This window comes from Staphylococcus auricularis, assembly GCF_051172115.1.
Taxonomy (GTDB): domain Bacteria; phylum Bacillota; class Bacilli; order Staphylococcales; family Staphylococcaceae; genus Staphylococcus; species Staphylococcus auricularis_A.
This window is the reverse complement of the sequence record NZ_JBPIZN010000007.1, coordinates 19,076-39,540: the sequence shown is the minus strand read 5'-3', so window position 1 is coordinate 39,540 and position 20,465 is coordinate 19,076. Positions and strand designations below refer to the sequence as shown.

Below are 20,465 nucleotides of genomic sequence, written 5' to 3'. Positions count from 1 at the left end.
AGCCAGGATCAAACTCTCCATATAAAATATATGATGTTTGATTAGCTCATACTTGCTAAATGTGTTTCTTCAACACTTGTTCAATCAACGATTGAATCGTTGCTTATTGGAATTAACGTTGACATATTGTCATTCAGTTTTCAATGTTCATTTCTTCAAAAATAAAAATGGTGGAGACTAGCGGGATCGAACCGCTGACCTCCTGCGTGCAAAGCAGGCGCTCTCCCAGCTGAGCTAAGCCCCCAAAATAAAACTTAAGTTAAAGTCGGGAAGACAGGATTCGAACCTACGACCCCTTGGTCCCAAACCAAGTGCTCTACCAAGCTGAGCTACTTCCCGTATATCATTTTAATCAAATCATATTGATGCGCCCGATAGGAGTCGAACCCATAGCCTTTTGATCCGTAGTCAAACGCTCTATCCAGTTGAGCTACGGGCGCTTATATCAAGATGATGCCGAGGACCGGAATCGAACCGGTACGGTAATCTCTTACCGCAGGATTTTAAGTCCTGTGCGTCTGCCAGTTCCGCCACCCCGGCAAAACAAGGAAGCAGAAGACGGGATTCGAACCCGCGACCCCGACCTTGGCAAGGTCGTATTCTACCGCTGAACTACTTCTGCATTCTCATAAAAATTAACTGGTGAGCCATAGAGGATTCGAACCTCTGACCCTCTGATTAAAAGTCAGATGCTCTACCAACTGAGCTAATGGCTCATCAAAATGGTGCCGGCCAGAGGAATCGAACCCCCAACCTACTGATTACAAGTCAGTTGCTCTGCCAGTTGAGCTAGGCCGGCTTTATTAAGATGGTGGAGAATGACGGGGTCGAACCGCCGACCCTCTGCTTGTAAGGCAGATGCTCTCCCAGCTGAGCTAATTCTCCGATTAATAGATTGCCTGGCAACGTCCTACTCTCGCGGAACGTAAGTCCGACTACCATGGGCGCTAAGGAGCTTAACTTCTGTGTTCGGCATGGGAACAGTTGTGACCTCCTTGCCATTGTCACCAGACAACTTACTTTATTAATGATACAACCTTTTGTAAGGTTTGACAACAGTTAATTTTACACTTTGTTAACACTAAGCTAACAAGTCATTTACAACGTTCATATCAATTTTGACGACTTTTTCATAGTACATCATTTGAGAGAGATTGTCAACAGATGATATATATTTTTTTATTCGTCGTTAACAAACTGTACTTTATTTCGTCCGACCTGATGTATTATAGCACATATCAAACTATAATATTACAGTGTATAGAGTTTATCTTTATTATTTATGAGCAATTTTGTATCTTTCATTTTACAAACGCATTTAAAACCATCGACTTATCCGTGTCACACATATATCTCGCAAGTAACTCCTAAATTTTTACATGCATACTTTCGCATCATCAAACCCAAAATATAAAAAAGATGCATCGACTCATTCATCGATACATCTCTTATATATCAACATGCTATGTCACTACACTTATTTTTGACGCATGTAAGGGAATAACAATACATCTCTAATACTTGCTGAATCTGTAAGCAACATAACAAGACGATCGATACCGATACCTAATCCGCCTGTTGGTGGCATACCGTATTCAAGTGCTTCGATATAATCTTCATCCATTTCATGCGCTTCGTCATTGCCTTTAGCTTTTTCTTCTAATTGAGCTTCGAAGCGTTGTCGTTGATCAATTGGATCATTTAATTCTGTAAAGGCATTACCATGTTCTCTACCTACGATAAATAATTCAAAGCGATCTGTGAAACGTGGATCATCTGGATTTTTCTTAGCAAGTGGAGAAATTTCAATTGGATGGCCGTAAACGAATGTAGGTTGAATTAATGTTTCTTCGACTTTTTGTTCAAAGAATTCATTAACAATATGGCCATACTGCATGTGTTCTGTAATTTCGATACCATGTTCTTTAGCTAAGTCTCTCGCTTCTTCATCACTGTGTACGTCAAAGAAGTTTACACCTGTTGCTTCTTTAATTGCGTCTACTATGTGCACACGTTTCCAATCAGATTCTAAATCAATGGTTTGACCATCATAAGAAATTCTCGCAGTACCTAATACGTTTTGTGTAATGTGTCGAATCATGTCTTCAGTTAAGTCCATAATATCATGGAAATCTGCATACGCTTCATATAATTCGATCATTGTGAACTCAGGGTTATGACGTGTAGATACACCTTCATTTCTGAATACACGACCAATTTCATATACTTTTTCTAAGCCCCCAACAATTAAACGTTTCAAGTGGAGCTCGATGGCAATACGCATATATAATGTTGCATCTAAAGCATTGTGATGTGTGACGAATGGACGTGCTGCTGCACCCCCTGCGATTTGATGCATCATTGGTGTTTCGACTTCTAAGTAACCGCGTTCGTTTAAATAGTTACGCATTTCTTGCAAGATTTTACTGCGGTTGATAAATGTTTGCGTACTTTCCGGATTTGTAATTAAATCGAGGTAACGTTGACGATAACGTTGTTCCACGTCTTGAAGACCATGGTATTTGTCTGGTAATGGGCGTAACGCTTTAGACAAGATCTTAAAGTTTTGAACTTTGATAGAGAGTTCACCCGTGTGTGTTTTAAACATCACGCCATCTACGCCGACGATGTCCCCCAGATCAGCCATTTTCCATAAGTCGTATTGTTCTTCACCAATTTCATCTTGACGCACGTATAATTGGATTTGTCCTGAAATATCTTGAACGTGTCCAAATCCAGTTTTACCTTTGCCTCGTTTAGTCATAATACGTCCTGCAAGGCTGACATGGCTTTCTTCTTCTTTTTCTTGTAGCTCCTCTTTTGAGTATTGATCCCATGTTTCAATTAATTGTGATGCTACATGGCTACGTTCGAAACGTTTACCAAATGGATCAATTCCTAAATCGATTAATTCTTGTAATTTTTGACGACGAACCTGCATTTGGTCGTTCATTTCTTCTGACATGTTATTCGCTCCTTTATGCTTGTTGCTCAACGCGTTCTTGTTCTTTCGCTTTCACGTCTTGTTCGAATTGATGTAAGATATCAATCATTTCTTGTTCAGTATCAGCTTGGTTTAATGCTTTACGTGCCTTACCGTTACCTCTGATGCCTTTAAGATACCAGGACGCATGCTTTCTCATTTCCATAACGCCGATTTTTTCACCTTTTAATTCTACTAGACGACGGAGATGTAATAAAGCAATTTCAATTTTTTCTCCCACAGTTGGTTCACCGATTAATTCACCTGTTTCAAGATAGTGGACAGTACGGTAAATCATCCATGGATTGCCAAGTGCTTCACGTCCAATCATGACGGCGTCTACACCTGTCTCTTGAAGCATTTTTTCAGCGAGTTCAGGGCTTGTTACGTCTCCGTTACCAATAACGGGAATGTCGACCGCTTCTTTAACTTGTTTAATGATATCCCAATCTGCTTTACCTTCATACATTTGTACACGTGTACGACCGTGTAATGAAATCGCAGCAGCGCCGGCTTTTTCTGCCATTTTAGCATTTTCTACTGCGTAAATATGATCTTCATCCCAGCCGATACGCATTTTACATGTCACAGGTTTATTGACGCGTTCGACAACCGCAGAGACCATTTCATAGATTTTATTTGGGTCAAGCAACCAACGAGCACCAGCTTCACATTTGATAATTTTAGAAACTGGGCAACCCATATTGATATCAATAATATCAGCTGTCGTATGTTGATCTACATATTCTGCCGCTTCTACCAATGTGTCCTTTTCACCGCCGAAAATTTGAAGTGATAGTGGACGTTCATTTTCATCGATATAAAGCATCTTCATCGTCTTAGGATTGTTGAACAAAATCGCCTTATCGCTAACCATTTCAGCGCATACTAATCCTGCGCCAAATTCTTTCACTGTTAATCTAAACGCGGAATTACATACGCCTGCCATCGGAGCAAGCACCACGCGGTTATTTATCTCTACATCTCCAATTTTCCACATGATTATGGCCTCTCAATCTTTAAACTTCTTCACGGAATCATCTGCTTCGACAAATGACTTAATGGGTTGTTGTGACTGTGGTTCTATCACATCTGCTGCAATTTCATTTAAGGGGATGAGTACAAATGAGCGCTCTAACATTCTAGGATGTGGTACGGTTAAATCATCTTCCTTAATTATTTTATCACCATAAAGTAAGATATCTACATCTAACGTTCTTGGACCCCAACGAATGGTTCTCACACGATGCAATTGATGCTCTATGTATTGGCAAACTTCCAACAACGCGTGCGATGTTAAACTCGTTTCAACTTCGACACATTGATTTAAAAATTGGGGCTGATCCACGTAGCCTACAGGTTCTGTTTCATAAATAGAAGAACACTGAGTGACTGAGACGTTGTCCGCTTCATCTAATAGCCGAATTGCTTCTTCTAACTGAGCGACTCGATCCCCAACATTACTACCAAGTCCTAAATATGCTTGTACCATTATTGATTCACCCTTGTTATTTCTATACCTACCCCATCATAATGACCTGGTATAGGTGGATTTTCTTTCGTTATTTTAACTTTAGTTTCCAATACTCGATTATAGTGTGAATTTATACGTTTTGCAATACGTTCAGCGAGATGCTCTAATAAATTCACCGGCTCACCTTCCATAATAGCTTTCACATGTTCGAAGACTTCGCCATAATGTACAGTATCTTCGACGCGGTCACTTTCGCCTGCTTCAGCTAAATCTACCGCTAATGTCACGTCCACGACAAAGACTTGTCCAATTTCATTTTCAGCAGGAAGCGCACCGTGATAGCCATAAAATCGCATGCCGTTTAGAAAAATTGTGTCACTCATTGTCCATTCTCCTTCAATACGTCCATTGCTTGGCCAATCTTAGCGTTTAAACTTACATTGTGTACACGCACAGCTTGGATACCTTTCATAATGCCATAAGCTGTTGTCGCAGCAGTCGCTTCATCACGATCCGTAGCTGAAGTTTCGTAATCCACAATGTCCTTAATGAATCGTTTTCGGCTTGTCGCAAGTAAGACGGGATATTCTGTGGCAACGAGTTCATCTAAACGCGCCATAACTTCACGTTCCTCTTCTCTCGTTTTCGCAAATCCAATTCCTGGATCAATCCATACGGAATCTTTCGGAATCCCTGCCATTTCAGCTTTATTCGCTTGTTTGAGTAACATCACCATCATTTCATCCATGACTGGTTCTTCGCGTTCACCGTCACCATTGTGCATCAATACCATTTCCGCTTCATATTGCGCGACCACACTAAACATGTTTTCATCATATGTACCCGCCCATTGGTCATTAATCATCGTTACACCACGTTGAAGAACGGCTTCTGCCACCTCACTGCGAAACGTATCTACTGATAATTGTACGTCTAAATCTGCTAAAGCTTCGACAACAGGAATAACACGATCCATCTCTTCATCTAATTCAACTTCTTCATGTCCCGGACGTGTTGAAACCCCTCCGATATCGATGATGTCTGCGCCTTCTTCTATCATTTCTTTCGCACGTTCCACTGCTTTTTCAACGGTATTAAACTTGCCACCATCAGAAAATGAATCCGGTGTCACGTTGAGTATACCCATTATTTTCGTATGTCCCATGTTCAACTTCCTTCCGTTTATGTCAAAATTCAGTGTATGACTTACTTTTTATCATAACGTTAAATGCACATTTTTTCAGTATCCATCACTCGAAAATAAACGTAAAAATCTCAATATGTAGTCCACAAAAATAAAAAGGGCAAGCGTGTAACCCATCATAGATTACCCGTCTTGCCCTAAATCATATGCTATATCGCTCAGCGTAGCCGACTCATGCATTTCAAAAGCTATACGCTTCATTGAAATTTATATTTCTGCTCAGCATTGATTAGTCATCAAATGAATATAATGGTGTAGATAAGTAACGTTCACCATTACTTGGTAAGACAGTGACAACTGTTTTACCTTTACCTAATTCTTTCGCTTTTTGAATCGCTGCATGGATTGCTGCACCAGAAGAAATACCGCCTAAGATACCTTCTTCTTTTGCAACACGACGTGACATTTCCATCGCAGTTTCATTGCCGACTTTAATAATGTCGTCATAAATATCTGTGTTTAATGTGTCTGGTACGAAACCTGCACCTAAACCTTGTAATTTATGTGGACCAGGTTCACCACCACTTAAGACAGGTGAAGCTTCTGGTTCAATTACTACGATTTGAATATCAGGATATTTTTCTCTAAGCACTTTACCAGCACCACTTAATGTACCACCAGTACCTACACCAGCTAAGAATGCATCGACTGTTTTACCTTCGAATTGTTCTACAAGTTCTGGTCCAGTTGTTAATTCGTGGACACGTGGGTTAGCAGGGTTTTCGAATTGTTGTGGTTCGAAATAACCGTGTTCTTCTTTTAATTCTTTCGCTTTTTTAATAGCACCTTTCATTGCTTCTGATCCAGGTGTTAACACGAGTTCTGCGCCATATGCTTTTAATAGGTTACGGCGTTCTTGACTCATTGTTTCTGGCATTGTGAAGACAGCTTTATATCCTTTAGCTGCACAAACAAATGCAAGGCCAATACCTGTGTTACCACTTGTAGGTTCTACAATTGTGTCACCTGGTTTGATTTTACCGTCTTTCTCAGCTTGTTCGATCATTGCTAATGCAATACGGTCTTTAACTGAGCCGCCTGGGTTTTGATATTCTAATTTAACATAAACATCTGCTGCATCTTCATCTACAACATGATTTAATTTTACTACTGGTGTACCGCCAATTACTTCTACAATATTATCTACTGGTTTTTGGGTCATGCTTTCACGCTCCTCAATTCATAAATATTAAACCATACTCTTTTTCTCGGATATATCTTTATTTTATCAGATATTTCTGTAAAAACAACTATTAAAATCTTTTTGTTCACTTTATAATAACGCTTTAAGTTCGTCTTCTGAATATTGATATTTATTGCGGCAGAAATGACACTCTGCTTCTGCACCTTTATCTTTTTCAATCATATCCTCAATTTCGGCTTCACCTAAGCTTTTAATCGCTTTAAGGAATTTATCATGACCGCATTTACATTCAAATGACGCAGGTACGTTTTCTAGTATTTGTACTTCTTCTTTTTCGAAAATTTCATAGATCAATTCTTCTGGAGATAAACCTTGATCAATTAATTTTGAAACAGGCGTCATATTTGTGATGGTTTTTTCTAAATGAGAAATCACTTTTTCATCTGCGCCTGGCATCACTTGGATAATGAAGCCACCTGCTGCTTTGATTGAGTTATCTGGGTTCACGAGTACTCCGAGTCCGACTGAAGAAGGCACTTGCTCACTTTTAGCAAAATAATAAGTGAAATCTTCACCAATTTCACCTGACACAATCGGACTTGATCCAGAAAAGTAATCTTTCATACCAACGTCTTTGACAACTTGTAAGGTGCCGTCTACCCCAACTGCTCTGCGTACATCCAATTTACCAACGTCATTAAGTGGGAAGTGGGTTTGTGGGTTGGTTACATAACCCCTTACATGACCTTTAGCATCTGCATCTGCAATAATTTGGCCAATCGGTCCGTTCCCATTAAGGGTTACTGTTAATTTTTGATCACCTTTTAACATTGCGCCCATCATCAATGTAGCGGTCATCGTTCTACCGAGTGCTGCTGATGCAGTTGGCCAAGTATAATGTCTCGTTTGAGCTTCTTGGACAGTCTCTGTCGTAATCGCGCTATATACTCTGATTTGTCCACGATACGCTAATGCTTTTGTTATATAATCTGTTGTCATATTGCTTATCTTCTCCTTTTGTTTGTCACGCGTATAACAAAACTCTCTTCCTAGTTATCAATATGATAGCAAGAAGAGAGTTTTGCAACTGTCTTGTTTAATTAATTTTTATCATTTGGACCGTAACTATTGCTAGAATCACCAGGTTGATCAATGTTAGGTGATTGTTCATGTGCAGTTGTGTCTTGCTCGCTATCATCACTCTCTTTATCTTCTGAGTGATCTTCGTTTGCATCATCTGAATCTTGACGTGATTTTTCGTCTTTGATTTCTTGTTCTTCTTTACGATCTTCTTGTTCTTGTTTTTTACCAATACTGAGTTGTTCTTTGCGGATGTCTTCATATGATTTACCATATTTACCATCTTCGAACTCAGAATCTTCATCTTCAACTACTTTCGCAGAGTCATAATCTACTTCTGGTAATTTACCTTCGTAGAATAATGAGTGGATTTGTTCTGCTACTAATGTTTCTTCTTTAAGCAATGCTTGCGCAATGAGTTCGAGTTGGTCTTTGTATTGTAACAAGATTTGTTTGCAACGTTCATATTGTTCTTTCACGATACGTTGTACTTCTTTATCGATTTCGTAAGCGATTTGTCCTGAATATTCAGGTTCGCCTTGCATGTTTTTACCTAAGAACACTTGGTTGCTGTTGTTATTAGAGAATTGTAATGGTCCGAGTTTTTTACTCATACCGTATTCGGTAACCATTGAACGTGCGATTTCAGTTGAGCGTTCAAAGTCATTTGAAGCACCTGTAGATACCTCATTGAAGTTAATATCTTCGGATACGCGTCCACCTAATAGACCACAGATCTTATCGAGCAATTCTTTTTCAGTCATTAAGAAGCGATCTTGTTTAGGTAACATCATTGCGTAACCACCGGCTTGACCACGTGGAACAATCGTTACTTTGTGTACGACTTCGGCTTCATCTAATACCATACCAATAATGGTATGTCCGGCTTCGTGGTGAGCCACGATATTACGTTCTTTTTCAGAGATGGTACGTGATTTCTTAGCTGGACCAGCGATAACGCGGTCAGTTGCCTCTTCAATATCACGCATGTCGATTTTACTTTTACCTTCACGTACGGCGATTAATGATGCTTCATTTAGTAAGTTTTCTAAATCGGCACCAGAGAAACCAGGTGTACGTTGTGAAATGGCTTTAAGGTCGACTGTTTCATCAAGCGGTTTATCTTTAGCGTGTACATGCAGAATCGCTTCACGTCCTTTAACGTCAGGACGACCCACTTGAATTTGTCTATCGAAACGACCTGGACGAAGTAAGGCTGGGTCTAAGATATCAGGACGGTTCGTTGCCGCAATCATGATGATACCTTCATTTTCACCAAATCCATCCATTTCAACAAGGAGTTGGTTAAGGGTTTGTTCACGTTCATCATGGCCGCCGCCGACACCAGCACCACGTTGACGTCCGACAGCATCAATCTCATCGATAAAGATGATACAAGGTGCATTTTTCTTCGCATTTTCGAATAAGTCACGGACACGACTCGCACCTACACCGACGAACATCTCAACGAAGTCAGAACCACTGATTGAGAAGAACGGTGCACCTGCTTCACCAGCAACAGCACGTGCGAGTAACGTTTTACCTGTACCTGGAGGGCCGACTAATAGCACACCTTTTGGAATGCGTGAGCCCATTTTCTTGAAGCTTTTATTGTCTTTTAAGAAGTCGACAATTTCGATGAGTTCTTGTTTTTCTTCATCAGCACCGGCTACGTCAGAGAAACGCACACGTTTTTTCTGATTGTCGTACATTTTTGCTTTGGATTTACCAAAGTTCATCATACGGCCGCCACCGCCGCCACCTTGAGCTTGGCTTAAGAAGAAGATAAATAGTAATGCAATGATTAATACTGGAATTAAGGTTGTTAATATACTTACGAAGACACTTTGTTTTTCTTCTTCTTTAACAGTAAATTTCAAATCATCTTGGCTTTTCGCTTTGTCAGTGATGTTTTCTAGTTCTTTACTGTTATTGAATAAAATAGTAGATGAATACTCTTTATCATCTTTATTTTTACCGCTTACTAAGTAAACGTTTTGCTCGGGTTGAATCTCTAGAGATTTCAACTCTCCTTTGTCTAACTGCTTCACAAATTGATTATATGTAAGCTGTTTAGGCATATTGCCATTTCCATTTAACCATGAAAACAGACCGAATATAATTATGCCGATAAATGCGATAACGAGCACATTACGAAAGGCTTTCTGCATGCGATGTTTCCTCCTACTTCAATAATAAAGCTAACAAAGATTGTAACACAATAATTCATTTCTAGGCTAGTATTTCAACTTTGTTTCATTGTGCCTTCAAAGTCTGTTTCACTTTGTTTATTTCTTATATTTTTGTTTTGAAAATGAAGTGTTCATTGATGATTTGAAGCACTTCTATGACATTAGTTACTGTAAATTTCTTCTTTTAAATATCCTATGTAAGGTAAGTTACGATAATGTTCATCATAATCTAAACCGTAACCGACAACGAATTCGTCTAGTATTTTTTTACCGACATATTTTGCTTCAATATCTGCTTTACGTCTGTTCGGTTTATCGAGCAACGTCACGATTTCAATTGAATTCACTTTACGAGCTCTCAATAATTCAGTAATTGATTTAAGTGTTGTACCTGTTTCTAAAATATCTTCTACGATAAGTACATCTTTTCCTTCAATTGAAGAACTTAAATCTTTTAGAATTTGGACTTCGCCTGTAGATTCAGTACCACCGTGATAACTAGATACATCCATAAAATCAATAGATAGTTGTGTATCAATATGTTTGATTAAATCAGCCATAAACATAACTGATCCTTTTAAGATGCCGACACAAACGAGTGGTTTATCTTGATAATCTTTCGTGAGTTGGGCACCTAAATCGCGGCAAATAGATTGAATTTCCGCTTCTTCTATTAAAATCCCTTTCAAATCCTCTTTCATTTTTCCTGTTCATCTCCCACATATTTTATATCTACATCATTACGATAATCGTTGTCTTTAAATAACGTTCCAACTGCGATGATAGCACCTTGCTCAGTCGTTACAATGGGTATCAACGTACGCTCATGTCTTGGAATTTTATGATCAATGAATAAACGATTCACTTTTTTATGCCCTGCTTGACCATTGAGCTTGAACCGATCTCCCTCACGTTTTGTTCTTACGGTGAGAGGATATGTTGCAGCAGGCATTGTGGCATTGATCTGAATCTCGTAATGCCCAAATACATAACGCCCCGCCTGTTCAAGCTGTCGTGAATGAACATCAACCTCATTTTTTTCCATTATAACAAATTTATCATATACCAATTCAATTATCCATTTATCTGTAGTATACAACTGGACTTGCGCTATATTTTTCGCTATTTGCTCAAACCATACTTGGTACGTCTTTTCCGAAAATGTGCTATGGGTTTCATCACGTTGATTCATAAGAAAGTCTAATACTGCTACTTTAACAGAATAACGTAAGTTGTTAAATGCTTCACGTTCTAATGCAATATATCTTGGCGAATTATTTATTGTCGCATGATGTTTTAAAAATGTCGAAGCTGCTTGTTGTAGCGCTTGACGCTGTTCATCATGCCACGATTTCAATTTTAACAATTGCGTGACGTCCAAGTGTTTATTTTCAGAAATGGTCGGAAGGATGCGGTTACGAATGTCATTACGTACATAGGTATTGTCTTGATTCGTATGATCTTCAAAGTAAGGCACGTCATATTGCTGTTGATAATGATAGATGTGTGCTTTCGGGACACTTAGCATCGGGCGAACTAACTGGTATCCATTGCGTTCGCTGAGCGGCTCAATACCTAGACTACTTCGCGTCGAACGTCCTGTGAACAGACGGTAAAATATCGTTTCGAGTTGATCGTCTTCGTGATGTGCAGTAAGTAAACAATCTGCGTTTAGGTCGTGCATCATTGAATCAAACCACCGATAACGTGCTTCCCTCGCAGTTTGTTCTATACTGATTCCTTTTGCGACCGTCTCACTTAAATCTAACTGTTTCACATAAAAGGGAACTTGTCTCTTATCACAGTAGTCTTCAATAAATTGAGCCTCTCGTGGTGATGCCTCACGTAATCCGTGATTGACGTGTAAACAAGTGATTTGGCGATAACTGTTTCGATATGTGGTTAATAATTGATGTAATAACACCATGCTGTCGACACCGGTTGAAACTGCGACGACGATATGATCTTGTTGGCGCCAAAGTGATGTGTCTAGTTGCACGGATTTCACCTCCACTCGTGTATCCTCTATCCTTATTTTTCACAATAAAAAAGAGTAGGATAGAAACCTCTATAAGGATACCCGAATGTTGATTCGCAGTCATTGATACAATAAATCAAAACAGTTCGTTGTTGTTTGAATTATTGCGTTCCTCAAAATTAGATTTCGCAATCCCACCCTGTAGGTGCCTCAATTTCTTTAAGATTGTTAGAACAAGCATCGCGTGTCGTCATCTCATTCATCGACATGAAGCACGCACCAATCCTTTTTCAGATATGTCCCAACTGATACCCATTGTAAACAATCATAAATTCAAAGCATGTCATCTGTATAAACCTAGCGTCTAGAACCTCTGCCACCACGTCTTGATTCTGTTTGACGTTTGATCGTAGTCAACTTATCTTCGCTATCTTTTAAGAAATTACTTAATTTTTTCTCGAAGTCTTCTGGTTTATCTTGTCTATGATTTGGTTTGTGGTTTGATTTACGTGGACGATCTTTTGCTTTTTTAATTGAGAGACTGATTTTACCATCATCAGCAATAGAAAGTACTTTAACTTCTACTTCGTCCCCAACAGACAAATGATCTTCAACGTTTTCCACATATTTATCGGTCACTTCACTGATATGAACTAAACCACTTTTTCCTTCAGGTAGTTCAACAAACGCACCAAATTTTTTAATACCTGTGACTTTGCCTTTAAGTTTGTTTCCTACTTCGATTGACATATTCTAAATAAATCCTCCCGATTTTGATTCGATTTTACCCTTATTATATGCTTGTTTGCACTAATTAACAATGGTATTGTGTTTCAAATATAAATTTTAATGGTCCTCTTTAGATGATTTTCGTTCTGCTTGCGACTTGTCATCTGGTAGTTTAAATATGACCTCTCCATCGTTGCTGAGATAGTATTCATCCCGGGCAATCTTTTCAATATAATTTTCATCATTGAGATTATTCAGTTGTTCTTTGAGTGCAAGTTCTTCGTCCTGTTGTTTTTGATATTTTTCTTCTTTTTGTTGGCGCTCTACTGCGTTTTGATCGTTCTGATCTTTTTGGGCAAATATCATGACAGTGAGGACGATGATAATAGCAAGTAGAAGACCGCCGAAAACCATCACACGTCTACGCACGACCTTTTTTCTCATCTGTTGACGTTGTTTCTTTTTATTTTCCGCGGAAGTATAAGTGTTTCCAATATTTTCCACTTTTTTACTCATAACTTGCCTCCTCGTTATGCTTCACTAACGCGCTCTTCTTTGATGACTTCGTACATACCTTTCGCATTTTCTTTGTTCGCATGTTCACTTAATCCTGTAACTTTTACCGTAACGATTTTTTGTCCAAAACGAATTTCTAATTCATCGTTTTCTTTCACATCTGTACCAGCTTTAGCCACTTTACCATTCACAGTAATACGCCCTTGATCACTCATTTCTTTAGCGAGTGTACGGCGTTTGATTAATCGAGCGACTTTCAAATATTTATCGATTCTCATTGTTTTTCTCCTCCTTGAGATAAGTAGCGACGTAATTCCGCTTCATCAAGTGATTGTTGCTTAGTTTCATCATATAATTTCATAAAATGGTCTGCAAATACTTTTTCGAATTTCACGCGAGGCACTTTACCTTCTTTCGCTTTTGCATCTGCCCATATTTCTTTTAGATCTTCAGTATCTTGTGCTTCTGCATCACCAAACACATGTGGGTGACGACGAATCATTTTACTAGTAAGACTTCGAATCACTTCAGTGATGTCGAAGTAGCCTTCTTTCTTACCAATACTTGTATGCAGTAGCACTTGGAGTAAAATATCGCCGAGTTCCTCCACCATATGCCAATCATCTTCATTATCAATCGCTTCAAATAGTTCGAATGACTCTTCGATGAGATATCGTTTTAATGAATCATGGGTTTGTTCTTTATCCCATGGACAGCCTTTTTCATCATCGACTAAGTGATCGATGACTTGGGTTGCAAATTCAAAGTCACCATAAAGTGACTCTGGCTTAGTCACACGTGGCACAAGAATACTTGTAAGATTATCATACCATGCTTCATCGAAATCAATTTCGTGTAACGGCATCGCTTTAAGTTCTGAACCGCCACTATGCGCCCCTTTTACGATATAAACTTCATGTTCATCTGGATAACGTTCCATGAGCGTGAGTTTTAAATCTGCAGCTACCATCGCACTGTACACTTGTGTGATTAATGTATCCGTACGTACATTTAATAACTCAGCGCTGATGCCTGTCGCATCAAGTAACGTAAAGCCATCATTCGGATCACGACCTATAGACGAGAAGACGTCATCAATGAAACTTTTACCGCCTTTTACTTCAAGCTCAAACGATGGATCTTGTGCTGCCTTTTCAGCAAGTCGCACGGTTGTAGTTTCTGCAACGCGAGGATGTCCAGGGACCGCATAAACAACATCTTTATTTGTTGCTAGTTCCACAAGTTCAGCTACGATTGCATCGTATACTTCACTAAAGTCGTCATATTGTTCATAAATTGCGTCAAAGCTTTTGAATGTAACATCATTTGACAGCGCCTCAATCACGGGGTGATCAAGGGTACGTGCGTAAATGATAGATTGATTTTCAATAAAGCGATAGATGCCTAACGGTAAGTCATCTAATCCGTAGTTACCTAATCCTATCACTGTGATTTTGTGTGGCATTAACGTCTTCCTTTCTTCAATTGGCTCAATTTTTTACCCATGGGGAGATACTGTAATTCTTCATCACTAAACATATGGAGTACGACGATCATCACGCCAAGTACGATGACACCAACGACAGAAGCTCCTATTAATAAAATGAAGCCTGTCAATCGGCCTTCTGTACCTACGAGTTGCAACATACATTGCACACCCAACGTCATGACCAACATACTTACCATTAATTTTAATACAAATTGTATCATTGCGCTAAAATGATATAAGCGTGAGATTTTCAGCTGTAAAATGATCACGAAAATAATGAGTGATACGACTGTGGCAATACTGGCACCCATGATATGCATCATAGGAACAAGAACCATGTTGGCGATGGCTTTTGTCACCATGCCTATGATTAATGCAATTAAAATCGTACCTTCTTGCTTACGCACTTGTAACAGAGAAATGTAGATCATGATGAGCGACACACAAATGACCGTCAACATATATACCGCTAATGTGCCAGTTAACTGATCTGCTTTAAAGAACACACGATTCATTAGCGGCAATAAGTTAATTAAACCGACGCAAGCAGCTGTACTGATAGTCACTGTAATCTTAACAGAAACATTCGCATAGTGATTGACACGTTCCATATCCTCATCATGTAATGCTTTCGTCAGTAACGGGATGAGCACAAAGCTAAATGTCGTTGTCACAATCAGACCCATTTGAATAAATGAAGCCCCTCGATCATAAACGCCTTTTTGTGTCACTGCATGTGCAAGGGAAATACCCGCATCACGCAACCCGTTAAGTACAGTAAAGCTGTCAACCACTTGCCACAAGATGACGATCAACTGACTCACTGCAAAAATCATCACAGCCATGACAAGTTTACTCCACGGCTGCATTTCAATTTGTTTGTGACGTTGAAATGTAATCGCGAACGGCTTTTTACGCCAAATGTAAACAGATGACAGCAAGAAACCGATGGCTGAACCACCAATCGCAAGCGTCCCAACGTGATAAACAGACCAGTCAAACTGAGTAAAAATCAAAATGCTGAGTATGATGATTGCGACACGAATCACTTGCTCAATCACTTGTGAAACGGCTGGTATTGTCATTTGGTTTCTCGATTGAAAGTAACCCCGTAGCACGCCGAGTATACCGATAAAAAGAAAGCTGAAACTTGCACTTCTTAACATCGGCGCAAGGTGTTCATCCCCCATCAGCTGTGCCATCTGAGGAGCAAAGCACATTAACACGATGAACACTGCAATACCGACGAGTTGAATCCGGAGTAATAGTTTAGAATAAATCACTTCATCGCGGGAACGACTATACAGTTGTGTGACCGCACTTGGGACAGCATTCATTGAGAGTATCATACTCAGCGCAACGATCGGATAAACTTGTTGAAAGGCATATAATCCTGCATCTCCAAGTATATTTTGATAGGGAACACGGTATATGGCACTGAGCACTTTCACGATCAAGAGCGCTACCGTTAATACCACGACGCCGTCAAATGCGGATTGATTATACTTTTTCATCCACGATAGCCATACTTTCTTCAAGACATTTGGCTAGGAATTTCAAGTTGTCTAACCAGTTATTTTGTTTTGTGAGCACGACTTTCATCTTGTTCTCTTGGACGCCCACTTTGAGTGCACGACCGAGTGGCATGGTTTCTTTGAATAATACTTCACCGTTGATTTCATTCGTACTGCTTTCTGATAGGACCATGTCGATTTCTTTACCTGTATCTTTTACGGAAGTCACACCTGCATGTAAAGCGTGGACTTTAATTTCCATCATGTCTAACAGACGTGAGACTTCTTCTGGATAGTCACCGAAGCGGTCGATGAGTTCATCTTTGATGTCCATTAATTGTTCGGTATCTTCCACTTTGCGGAGTTTTTTATAAATTTCTATTTTCGCTTGTTCGCTCGGAATATAAGATGCAGGTAAGTACGCGTCGATATTGAGTTCAATTTCGACTTCAGGTGCTTCATTTATTGGCTCTGGAATACCTTGTTTTTCATTAACCGCTTCTTCTAGCATTTGTGAATACAAGTCGAAGCCGACAGAATCGATAAAGCCGTGTTGTTGTTTACCGAGTAAGTTACCCGCACCACGAATGTTCAAGTCACGCATCGCGATTTTAAAGCCGGAACCGAGTTCGGTGAATTCTTTAATGGCTTGTAAGCGTTCTTCTGCGGTTTCACTCAGTACTTTATTCGTTGGATGTAGGAAATAAGCATAACCGATACGGCTCGAACGACCGACACGACCACGTAATTGATAGAGTTGACTTAAGCCAAAGCGGTCTGCGTCTTCGATTAACAAGGTGTTCGCATTTTGCACATCGACACCTGTTTCGATGATCGTCGTTGTGACTAAAATGTCGAATTCATGATTCATGAAGCTCAACATCGTTTCTTCTAAATCACGCTCAGTCATTTGACCGTGTGCAATACCGATACGCGCGTCTGGCATCAACATTTGAAGTTGTTCACGTTTTTCGTATATGAATTGCACTTTGTTGTAGAGATAGAACACTTGGCCATCACGAGATAATTCACGTTCTAATGCTTCCTTAACAAAGCTCATGTTTTGTTCTAATACGTACGTTTGCACTGGGAAGCGGTTTTCTGGTGGTGTTTCAATGACAGATAAGTCACGCACCCCTAACATACTCATGTGCAGCGTACGTGGGATTGGTGTTGCAGTAAGTGTGAGCACATCGACATTCGCTTTCAATGATTTAATACGTTCTTTATGACGTACACCAAAGCGTTGTTCCTCATCGACAATGAGAAGTCCTAAATCTTTGTATTGTACATCTTTCGCGAGTAATTTATGTGTACCGATAACAATGTTGACTTCGCCAGATTTCAAGCCTTCCTTCGTTTCTTTGTTTTCTTTGGTTGTTCTGAAGCGGCTCATTAAATGAATATTGATTGGGAAGTCCTGCATGCGTTCGATTAATGTTTCATAGTGTTGTTGCGCTAAGATAGTGGTTGGTACTAAGAAGGCCACTTGTTTTCCTTCCATCACCGCTTTAAATGCAGCACGTACCGCAACTTCTGTTTTACCGTAACCGACGTCACCACATAATAAGCGATCCATTGGACGTTGCCGTTCCATATCTTGTTTGATTTCTTCGATAGACTTATCTTGGTCGGGTGTGAGCTCGTAAGGGAAGTCCATTTCAAAATCGTGTTGTTCTACGCCATCTGGACCGTATTGATAACCGACTGATTTTTCACGTTCTTTGTATAGCGCGATGAGTTCGTCAGCGATATCTTCCACATTTTGTTGGACTTTGGCTTTCGTTTTCTTCCATTCCGTACCGCCAAGTTTATTTAACTTCGGTGTTTTATCTTCAGAAGCCACATATTTTTGGACTTGATCCATTTGGTCCACAGGCACAAACAGTTGGTCGGTTCCTTTATATTGAAGTTTAATATAGTCTTTGTGTACACCACCGACATCTAAGGTTTCTACCCCTAAATAACGGCCGACACCGTGATGAACATGAACGATGTAATCTCCAACTTTAAGATCTTGGTATGATTTAATTTTTTCAGCATTTGTCAGTGTTTGACGTTGCTTACGTTTTTTCTTCTGTTTCGTTTTGAATAATTCTCTTTCAGTAATAACGACCAGTTGCATGTATGGCAGTTTATAACCTTCTGACAGACTGCCCTCTGTGATGATCACTTTACCTTCTGTATCAGAGACATTCGTATCGTCGATGGTAGAAGGGATGTGCATTTCATTCAACATGCTTTGAATGCGTTCTTTTTTCTTCTCAGTCTCTACTAACACGACGACCGTATTGTTTTGTTGCACATAACGATTAAATTCTGAACGCATGATATCGTATTGGCCGTAAAATTGTTGCACCGGTTTACATGAAAATTTAATAATATCACTTAATTTTACCGGCATAGTAGACGTGAACAGTGTGAAGTAAGCAATCGGATGTCCTTCAAGTAAATGATCAAAGGTATCATCATACATAAAGCGTTGTCCGATAAAGCCTTTACCACTTTCGATTAAGTTTTGCATAAATTCTTCAACTTCTGTGTTCAATGATGCTTCTGTTTCTTTGATGCGGTTGTATTCGTCTACTACGACTGTGACATTGTCTTTGAAGTAATCAATCAGTGTAGCAGTTTGGTCATACATGAATGCCACTAAACGACGTAACACTTGATGATCAAACAGATTATCCTCGAATAATTGGAAGCTTTCGTAGGTTTCTTTCAAATCATTACGTACAGATTTGTCGATTTTTGGACGAGTCTCTTCATATGCTGCTTTAAGTTGTTCCTTTGTATGGCTCAACACGTCATCCGTAATGATGTAGTCACTAGCGGTCGTGATATGCACCTCATCCATATTATCTTGAGAACGTTGTGATTCCACATCGAACATACGGATAGAATCTACTTCCGTATCAAACAATTCAATACGCACAGGTTCTCCAATCAGTGGGAAGATGTCTATAATACCCCCACGCATTGAAAATTCACCGATGTGAGACACAACGGTTTCACGACGATAACCCATATTCACTAACTTATTAAGCAATTCATCGATATCGATCTCATCACCGATTTTGAGCGTCATTTGATGGGATTGCCACATGTCGACGGGTGTTAACCATTTTTTTAGCCCATTTAACGGCACGATAAATAACCCTCTCTCACCATGCGCGAGCGCTGTCAATGTTCTAACGCGTTCACTCATGAATTGAGGGCTTTGTGTTGAAAATTCTTCCGTCATAATGTCTTGCATCGGATATTTATAAACTTCGTCACTTTCAACAAATTGGAGTATATCAGATTCTAATTTATCAGCTTGATAAAGATTGTTTGTCACGATCAGCATCTGTTCCGGACTTCTTAAATACTTTTCAGCCAGCATGGTTGCTTTTGCTGAAGGAGATAGCCCAGTGACTAGGATATTTGCTTGTCCAAATAGCTCGTCTAATTCTTGATATCTTTCGGTTTTATTTATATATTCTGTAATTATTGATTTCACTTGATCTCACCATTATATTTATTCATTACGTTATCAAATCTTGAACTTTCAATAAATGCTTCGACAGCTCGAGCTGCATGTTCGATGACTTTATCCATTGTTTTCATTTCTTCGGGTGAAAATTTTTGTAATACATAATCTGGCACACTCATCCCATTCGTCGGACGATCTATACCGATACGAATGCGCTTAAATTCATTCGTGCCAATGCGTTTAATGATGGACTTCATCCCATTATGTCCGCCTGCGCTCCCTTTTTGACGCAAACGCACCTGACCTTGTGGTAAGTCTAAGTCATCATATAAAACGAGTAAATCTTCAGGTTCCACATTATAGTATTCCATTAATGGACCGACTGCTTCACCAGATAAATTCATCATTGTCATAGGTTCGATAAACATGACCTTTTCATTGCCTAAGCGTTCAATCGTATAGGCGCCTTTAAATTTTTGTTTATCTAACTCAAAGTGATTGCTTTCTAATAAATGGTCAATCACTTCGAAACCAATATTATGTCGGGTCATTTCAAATCGTTTACCGATATTACCCAGACCCACAATACATTTCATATGTGCTAACCCTCCTTGGTCGTTGTTTATGTATAGTGCATATGTATGTCGCATAAGATTGTAGCTTTAGCTGTTATGTTTTCAATATGTT

At 39.4% G+C, this 20,465-nt stretch carries 17 protein-coding genes, 8 tRNA genes and 1 rRNA gene; all 26 read right to left on the bottom strand.

Features of this window, described 5'->3' with window-relative positions; all coding sequences use genetic code 11:
* Positions 1-168: 168 nt before the first annotated feature.
* Positions 169-244: transfer RNA gene (locus tag ACSBRB_RS09980), tRNA-Ala, on the bottom strand.
* A gap of 21 nt (positions 245-265) precedes the next feature.
* Positions 266-339, bottom strand: a tRNA-Pro gene (locus tag ACSBRB_RS09975).
* Between the two features lie 27 nt (positions 340-366).
* Positions 367-440: transfer RNA gene (locus tag ACSBRB_RS09970), tRNA-Arg, on the bottom strand.
* Between the two features lie 14 nt (positions 441-454).
* Positions 455-540, bottom strand: a tRNA-Leu gene (locus tag ACSBRB_RS09965).
* 10 nt (positions 541-550) lie between these two features.
* Positions 551-622 (bottom strand) — tRNA-Gly (locus ACSBRB_RS09960).
* Between the two features lie 18 nt (positions 623-640).
* Positions 641-716 (bottom strand) — tRNA-Lys (locus ACSBRB_RS09955).
* A 7-nt stretch (positions 717-723) separates the two neighbouring features.
* Positions 724-799, bottom strand: a tRNA-Thr gene (locus ACSBRB_RS09950).
* 10 nt (positions 800-809) lie between these two features.
* Positions 810-885, bottom strand: a tRNA-Val gene (locus ACSBRB_RS09945).
* 12 nt (positions 886-897) lie between these two features.
* Positions 898-1,012 (bottom strand): 5S ribosomal RNA (gene rrf / locus ACSBRB_RS09940).
* Between the two features lie 465 nt (positions 1,013-1,477).
* Positions 1,478-2,965: a lysine--tRNA ligase gene (lysS, locus tag ACSBRB_RS09935; protein ID WP_435032667.1), complete on the bottom strand. Its 1,488-nt coding sequence runs from the start codon at positions 2,963-2,965 to the stop codon at positions 1,478-1,480.
* 13 nt (positions 2,966-2,978) lie between these two features.
* Complete coding sequence (gene dusB / locus ACSBRB_RS09930) at positions 2,979-3,983, bottom strand: tRNA dihydrouridine synthase DusB (RefSeq protein WP_059107940.1); 1,005 nt, start codon at positions 3,981-3,983, stop codon at positions 2,979-2,981.
* A gap of 12 nt (positions 3,984-3,995) precedes the next feature.
* Positions 3,996-4,475 (bottom strand): 2-amino-4-hydroxy-6-hydroxymethyldihydropteridine diphosphokinase, encoded by a 480-nt coding sequence (gene folK, locus ACSBRB_RS09925; protein WP_435032666.1) that lies wholly within the window; start codon positions 4,473-4,475, stop codon positions 3,996-3,998.
* Positions 4,475-4,840 (bottom strand): dihydroneopterin aldolase, encoded by a 366-nt coding sequence (gene folB / locus ACSBRB_RS09920; protein WP_435032665.1) that lies wholly within the window; start codon positions 4,838-4,840, stop codon positions 4,475-4,477. The genes folK and folB overlap by 1 nt, the downstream gene beginning before the upstream one ends.
* The gene (folP, locus tag ACSBRB_RS09915) at positions 4,837-5,622 is read right to left on the bottom strand and encodes a dihydropteroate synthase (RefSeq protein WP_435032664.1); all 786 of its coding nucleotides are present in this window, start codon (positions 5,620-5,622) and stop codon (positions 4,837-4,839) included. Before folP ends, folB begins: the two co-directional genes overlap by 4 nt.
* Before the next feature lie 268 nt (positions 5,623-5,890).
* Positions 5,891-6,823, bottom strand: a complete 933-nt coding sequence (gene cysK / locus ACSBRB_RS09910; protein ID WP_435032663.1) for a cysteine synthase A — start codon at positions 6,821-6,823, stop codon at positions 5,891-5,893.
* Between the two features lie 111 nt (positions 6,824-6,934).
* On the bottom strand, positions 6,935-7,804 hold the full coding sequence (hslO, locus tag ACSBRB_RS09905) for an Hsp33 family molecular chaperone HslO (protein ID WP_435032662.1): 870 nt from the start codon (positions 7,802-7,804) through the stop codon (positions 6,935-6,937).
* Between the two features lie 101 nt (positions 7,805-7,905).
* Positions 7,906-10,056, bottom strand: a complete 2,151-nt coding sequence (gene ftsH / locus ACSBRB_RS09900; protein WP_435032661.1) for an ATP-dependent zinc metalloprotease FtsH — start codon at positions 10,054-10,056, stop codon at positions 7,906-7,908.
* 182 nt (positions 10,057-10,238) lie between these two features.
* The gene (hpt, locus tag ACSBRB_RS09895; protein ID WP_435032660.1) at positions 10,239-10,778 is read right to left on the bottom strand and encodes a hypoxanthine phosphoribosyltransferase; all 540 of its coding nucleotides are present in this window, start codon (positions 10,776-10,778) and stop codon (positions 10,239-10,241) included.
* The gene (gene tilS, locus ACSBRB_RS09890) at positions 10,775-12,076 is read right to left on the bottom strand and encodes a tRNA lysidine(34) synthetase TilS (protein ID WP_435032659.1); all 1,302 of its coding nucleotides are present in this window, start codon (positions 12,074-12,076) and stop codon (positions 10,775-10,777) included. The genes hpt and tilS overlap by 4 nt, the downstream gene beginning before the upstream one ends.
* Before the next feature lie 336 nt (positions 12,077-12,412).
* The gene (locus ACSBRB_RS09885) at positions 12,413-12,805 is read right to left on the bottom strand and encodes a S1 domain-containing RNA-binding protein (protein WP_435032657.1); all 393 of its coding nucleotides are present in this window, start codon (positions 12,803-12,805) and stop codon (positions 12,413-12,415) included.
* Positions 12,806-12,901: 96 nt separating this feature from the next.
* Positions 12,902-13,300 carry an FtsB family cell division protein gene (locus ACSBRB_RS09880; protein WP_059107950.1) on the bottom strand — a complete coding sequence of 133 codons (399 nt, stop codon included), beginning with the start codon at positions 13,298-13,300 and terminating at the stop codon, positions 12,902-12,904.
* 14 nt (positions 13,301-13,314) lie between these two features.
* Entirely contained in the window at positions 13,315-13,578 is a 264-nt protein-coding gene (locus tag ACSBRB_RS09875) for an RNA-binding S4 domain-containing protein (protein ID WP_059107951.1), read from the bottom strand.
* Positions 13,575-14,765 carry a MazG nucleotide pyrophosphohydrolase domain-containing protein gene (locus ACSBRB_RS09870; RefSeq protein ID WP_435032656.1) on the bottom strand — a complete coding sequence of 397 codons (1,191 nt, stop codon included), beginning with the start codon at positions 14,763-14,765 and terminating at the stop codon, positions 13,575-13,577. The genes ACSBRB_RS09875 and ACSBRB_RS09870 overlap by 4 nt, the downstream gene beginning before the upstream one ends.
* Positions 14,765-16,303, bottom strand: a complete 1,539-nt coding sequence (locus tag ACSBRB_RS09865) for an oligosaccharide flippase family protein (RefSeq protein WP_435032655.1) — start codon at positions 16,301-16,303, stop codon at positions 14,765-14,767. The genes ACSBRB_RS09870 and ACSBRB_RS09865 overlap by 1 nt, the downstream gene beginning before the upstream one ends.
* Positions 16,290-19,805, bottom strand: a complete 3,516-nt coding sequence (gene mfd / locus ACSBRB_RS09860; RefSeq protein ID WP_435032654.1) for a transcription-repair coupling factor — start codon at positions 19,803-19,805, stop codon at positions 16,290-16,292. The genes ACSBRB_RS09865 and mfd overlap by 14 nt, the downstream gene beginning before the upstream one ends.
* Positions 19,802-20,374, bottom strand: coding sequence for an aminoacyl-tRNA hydrolase (pth, locus tag ACSBRB_RS09855; RefSeq protein ID WP_059107954.1), 573 nt, complete (start codon positions 20,372-20,374; stop codon positions 19,802-19,804). The genes mfd and pth overlap by 4 nt, the downstream gene beginning before the upstream one ends.
* Positions 20,375-20,465 lie beyond the last annotated feature (91 nt).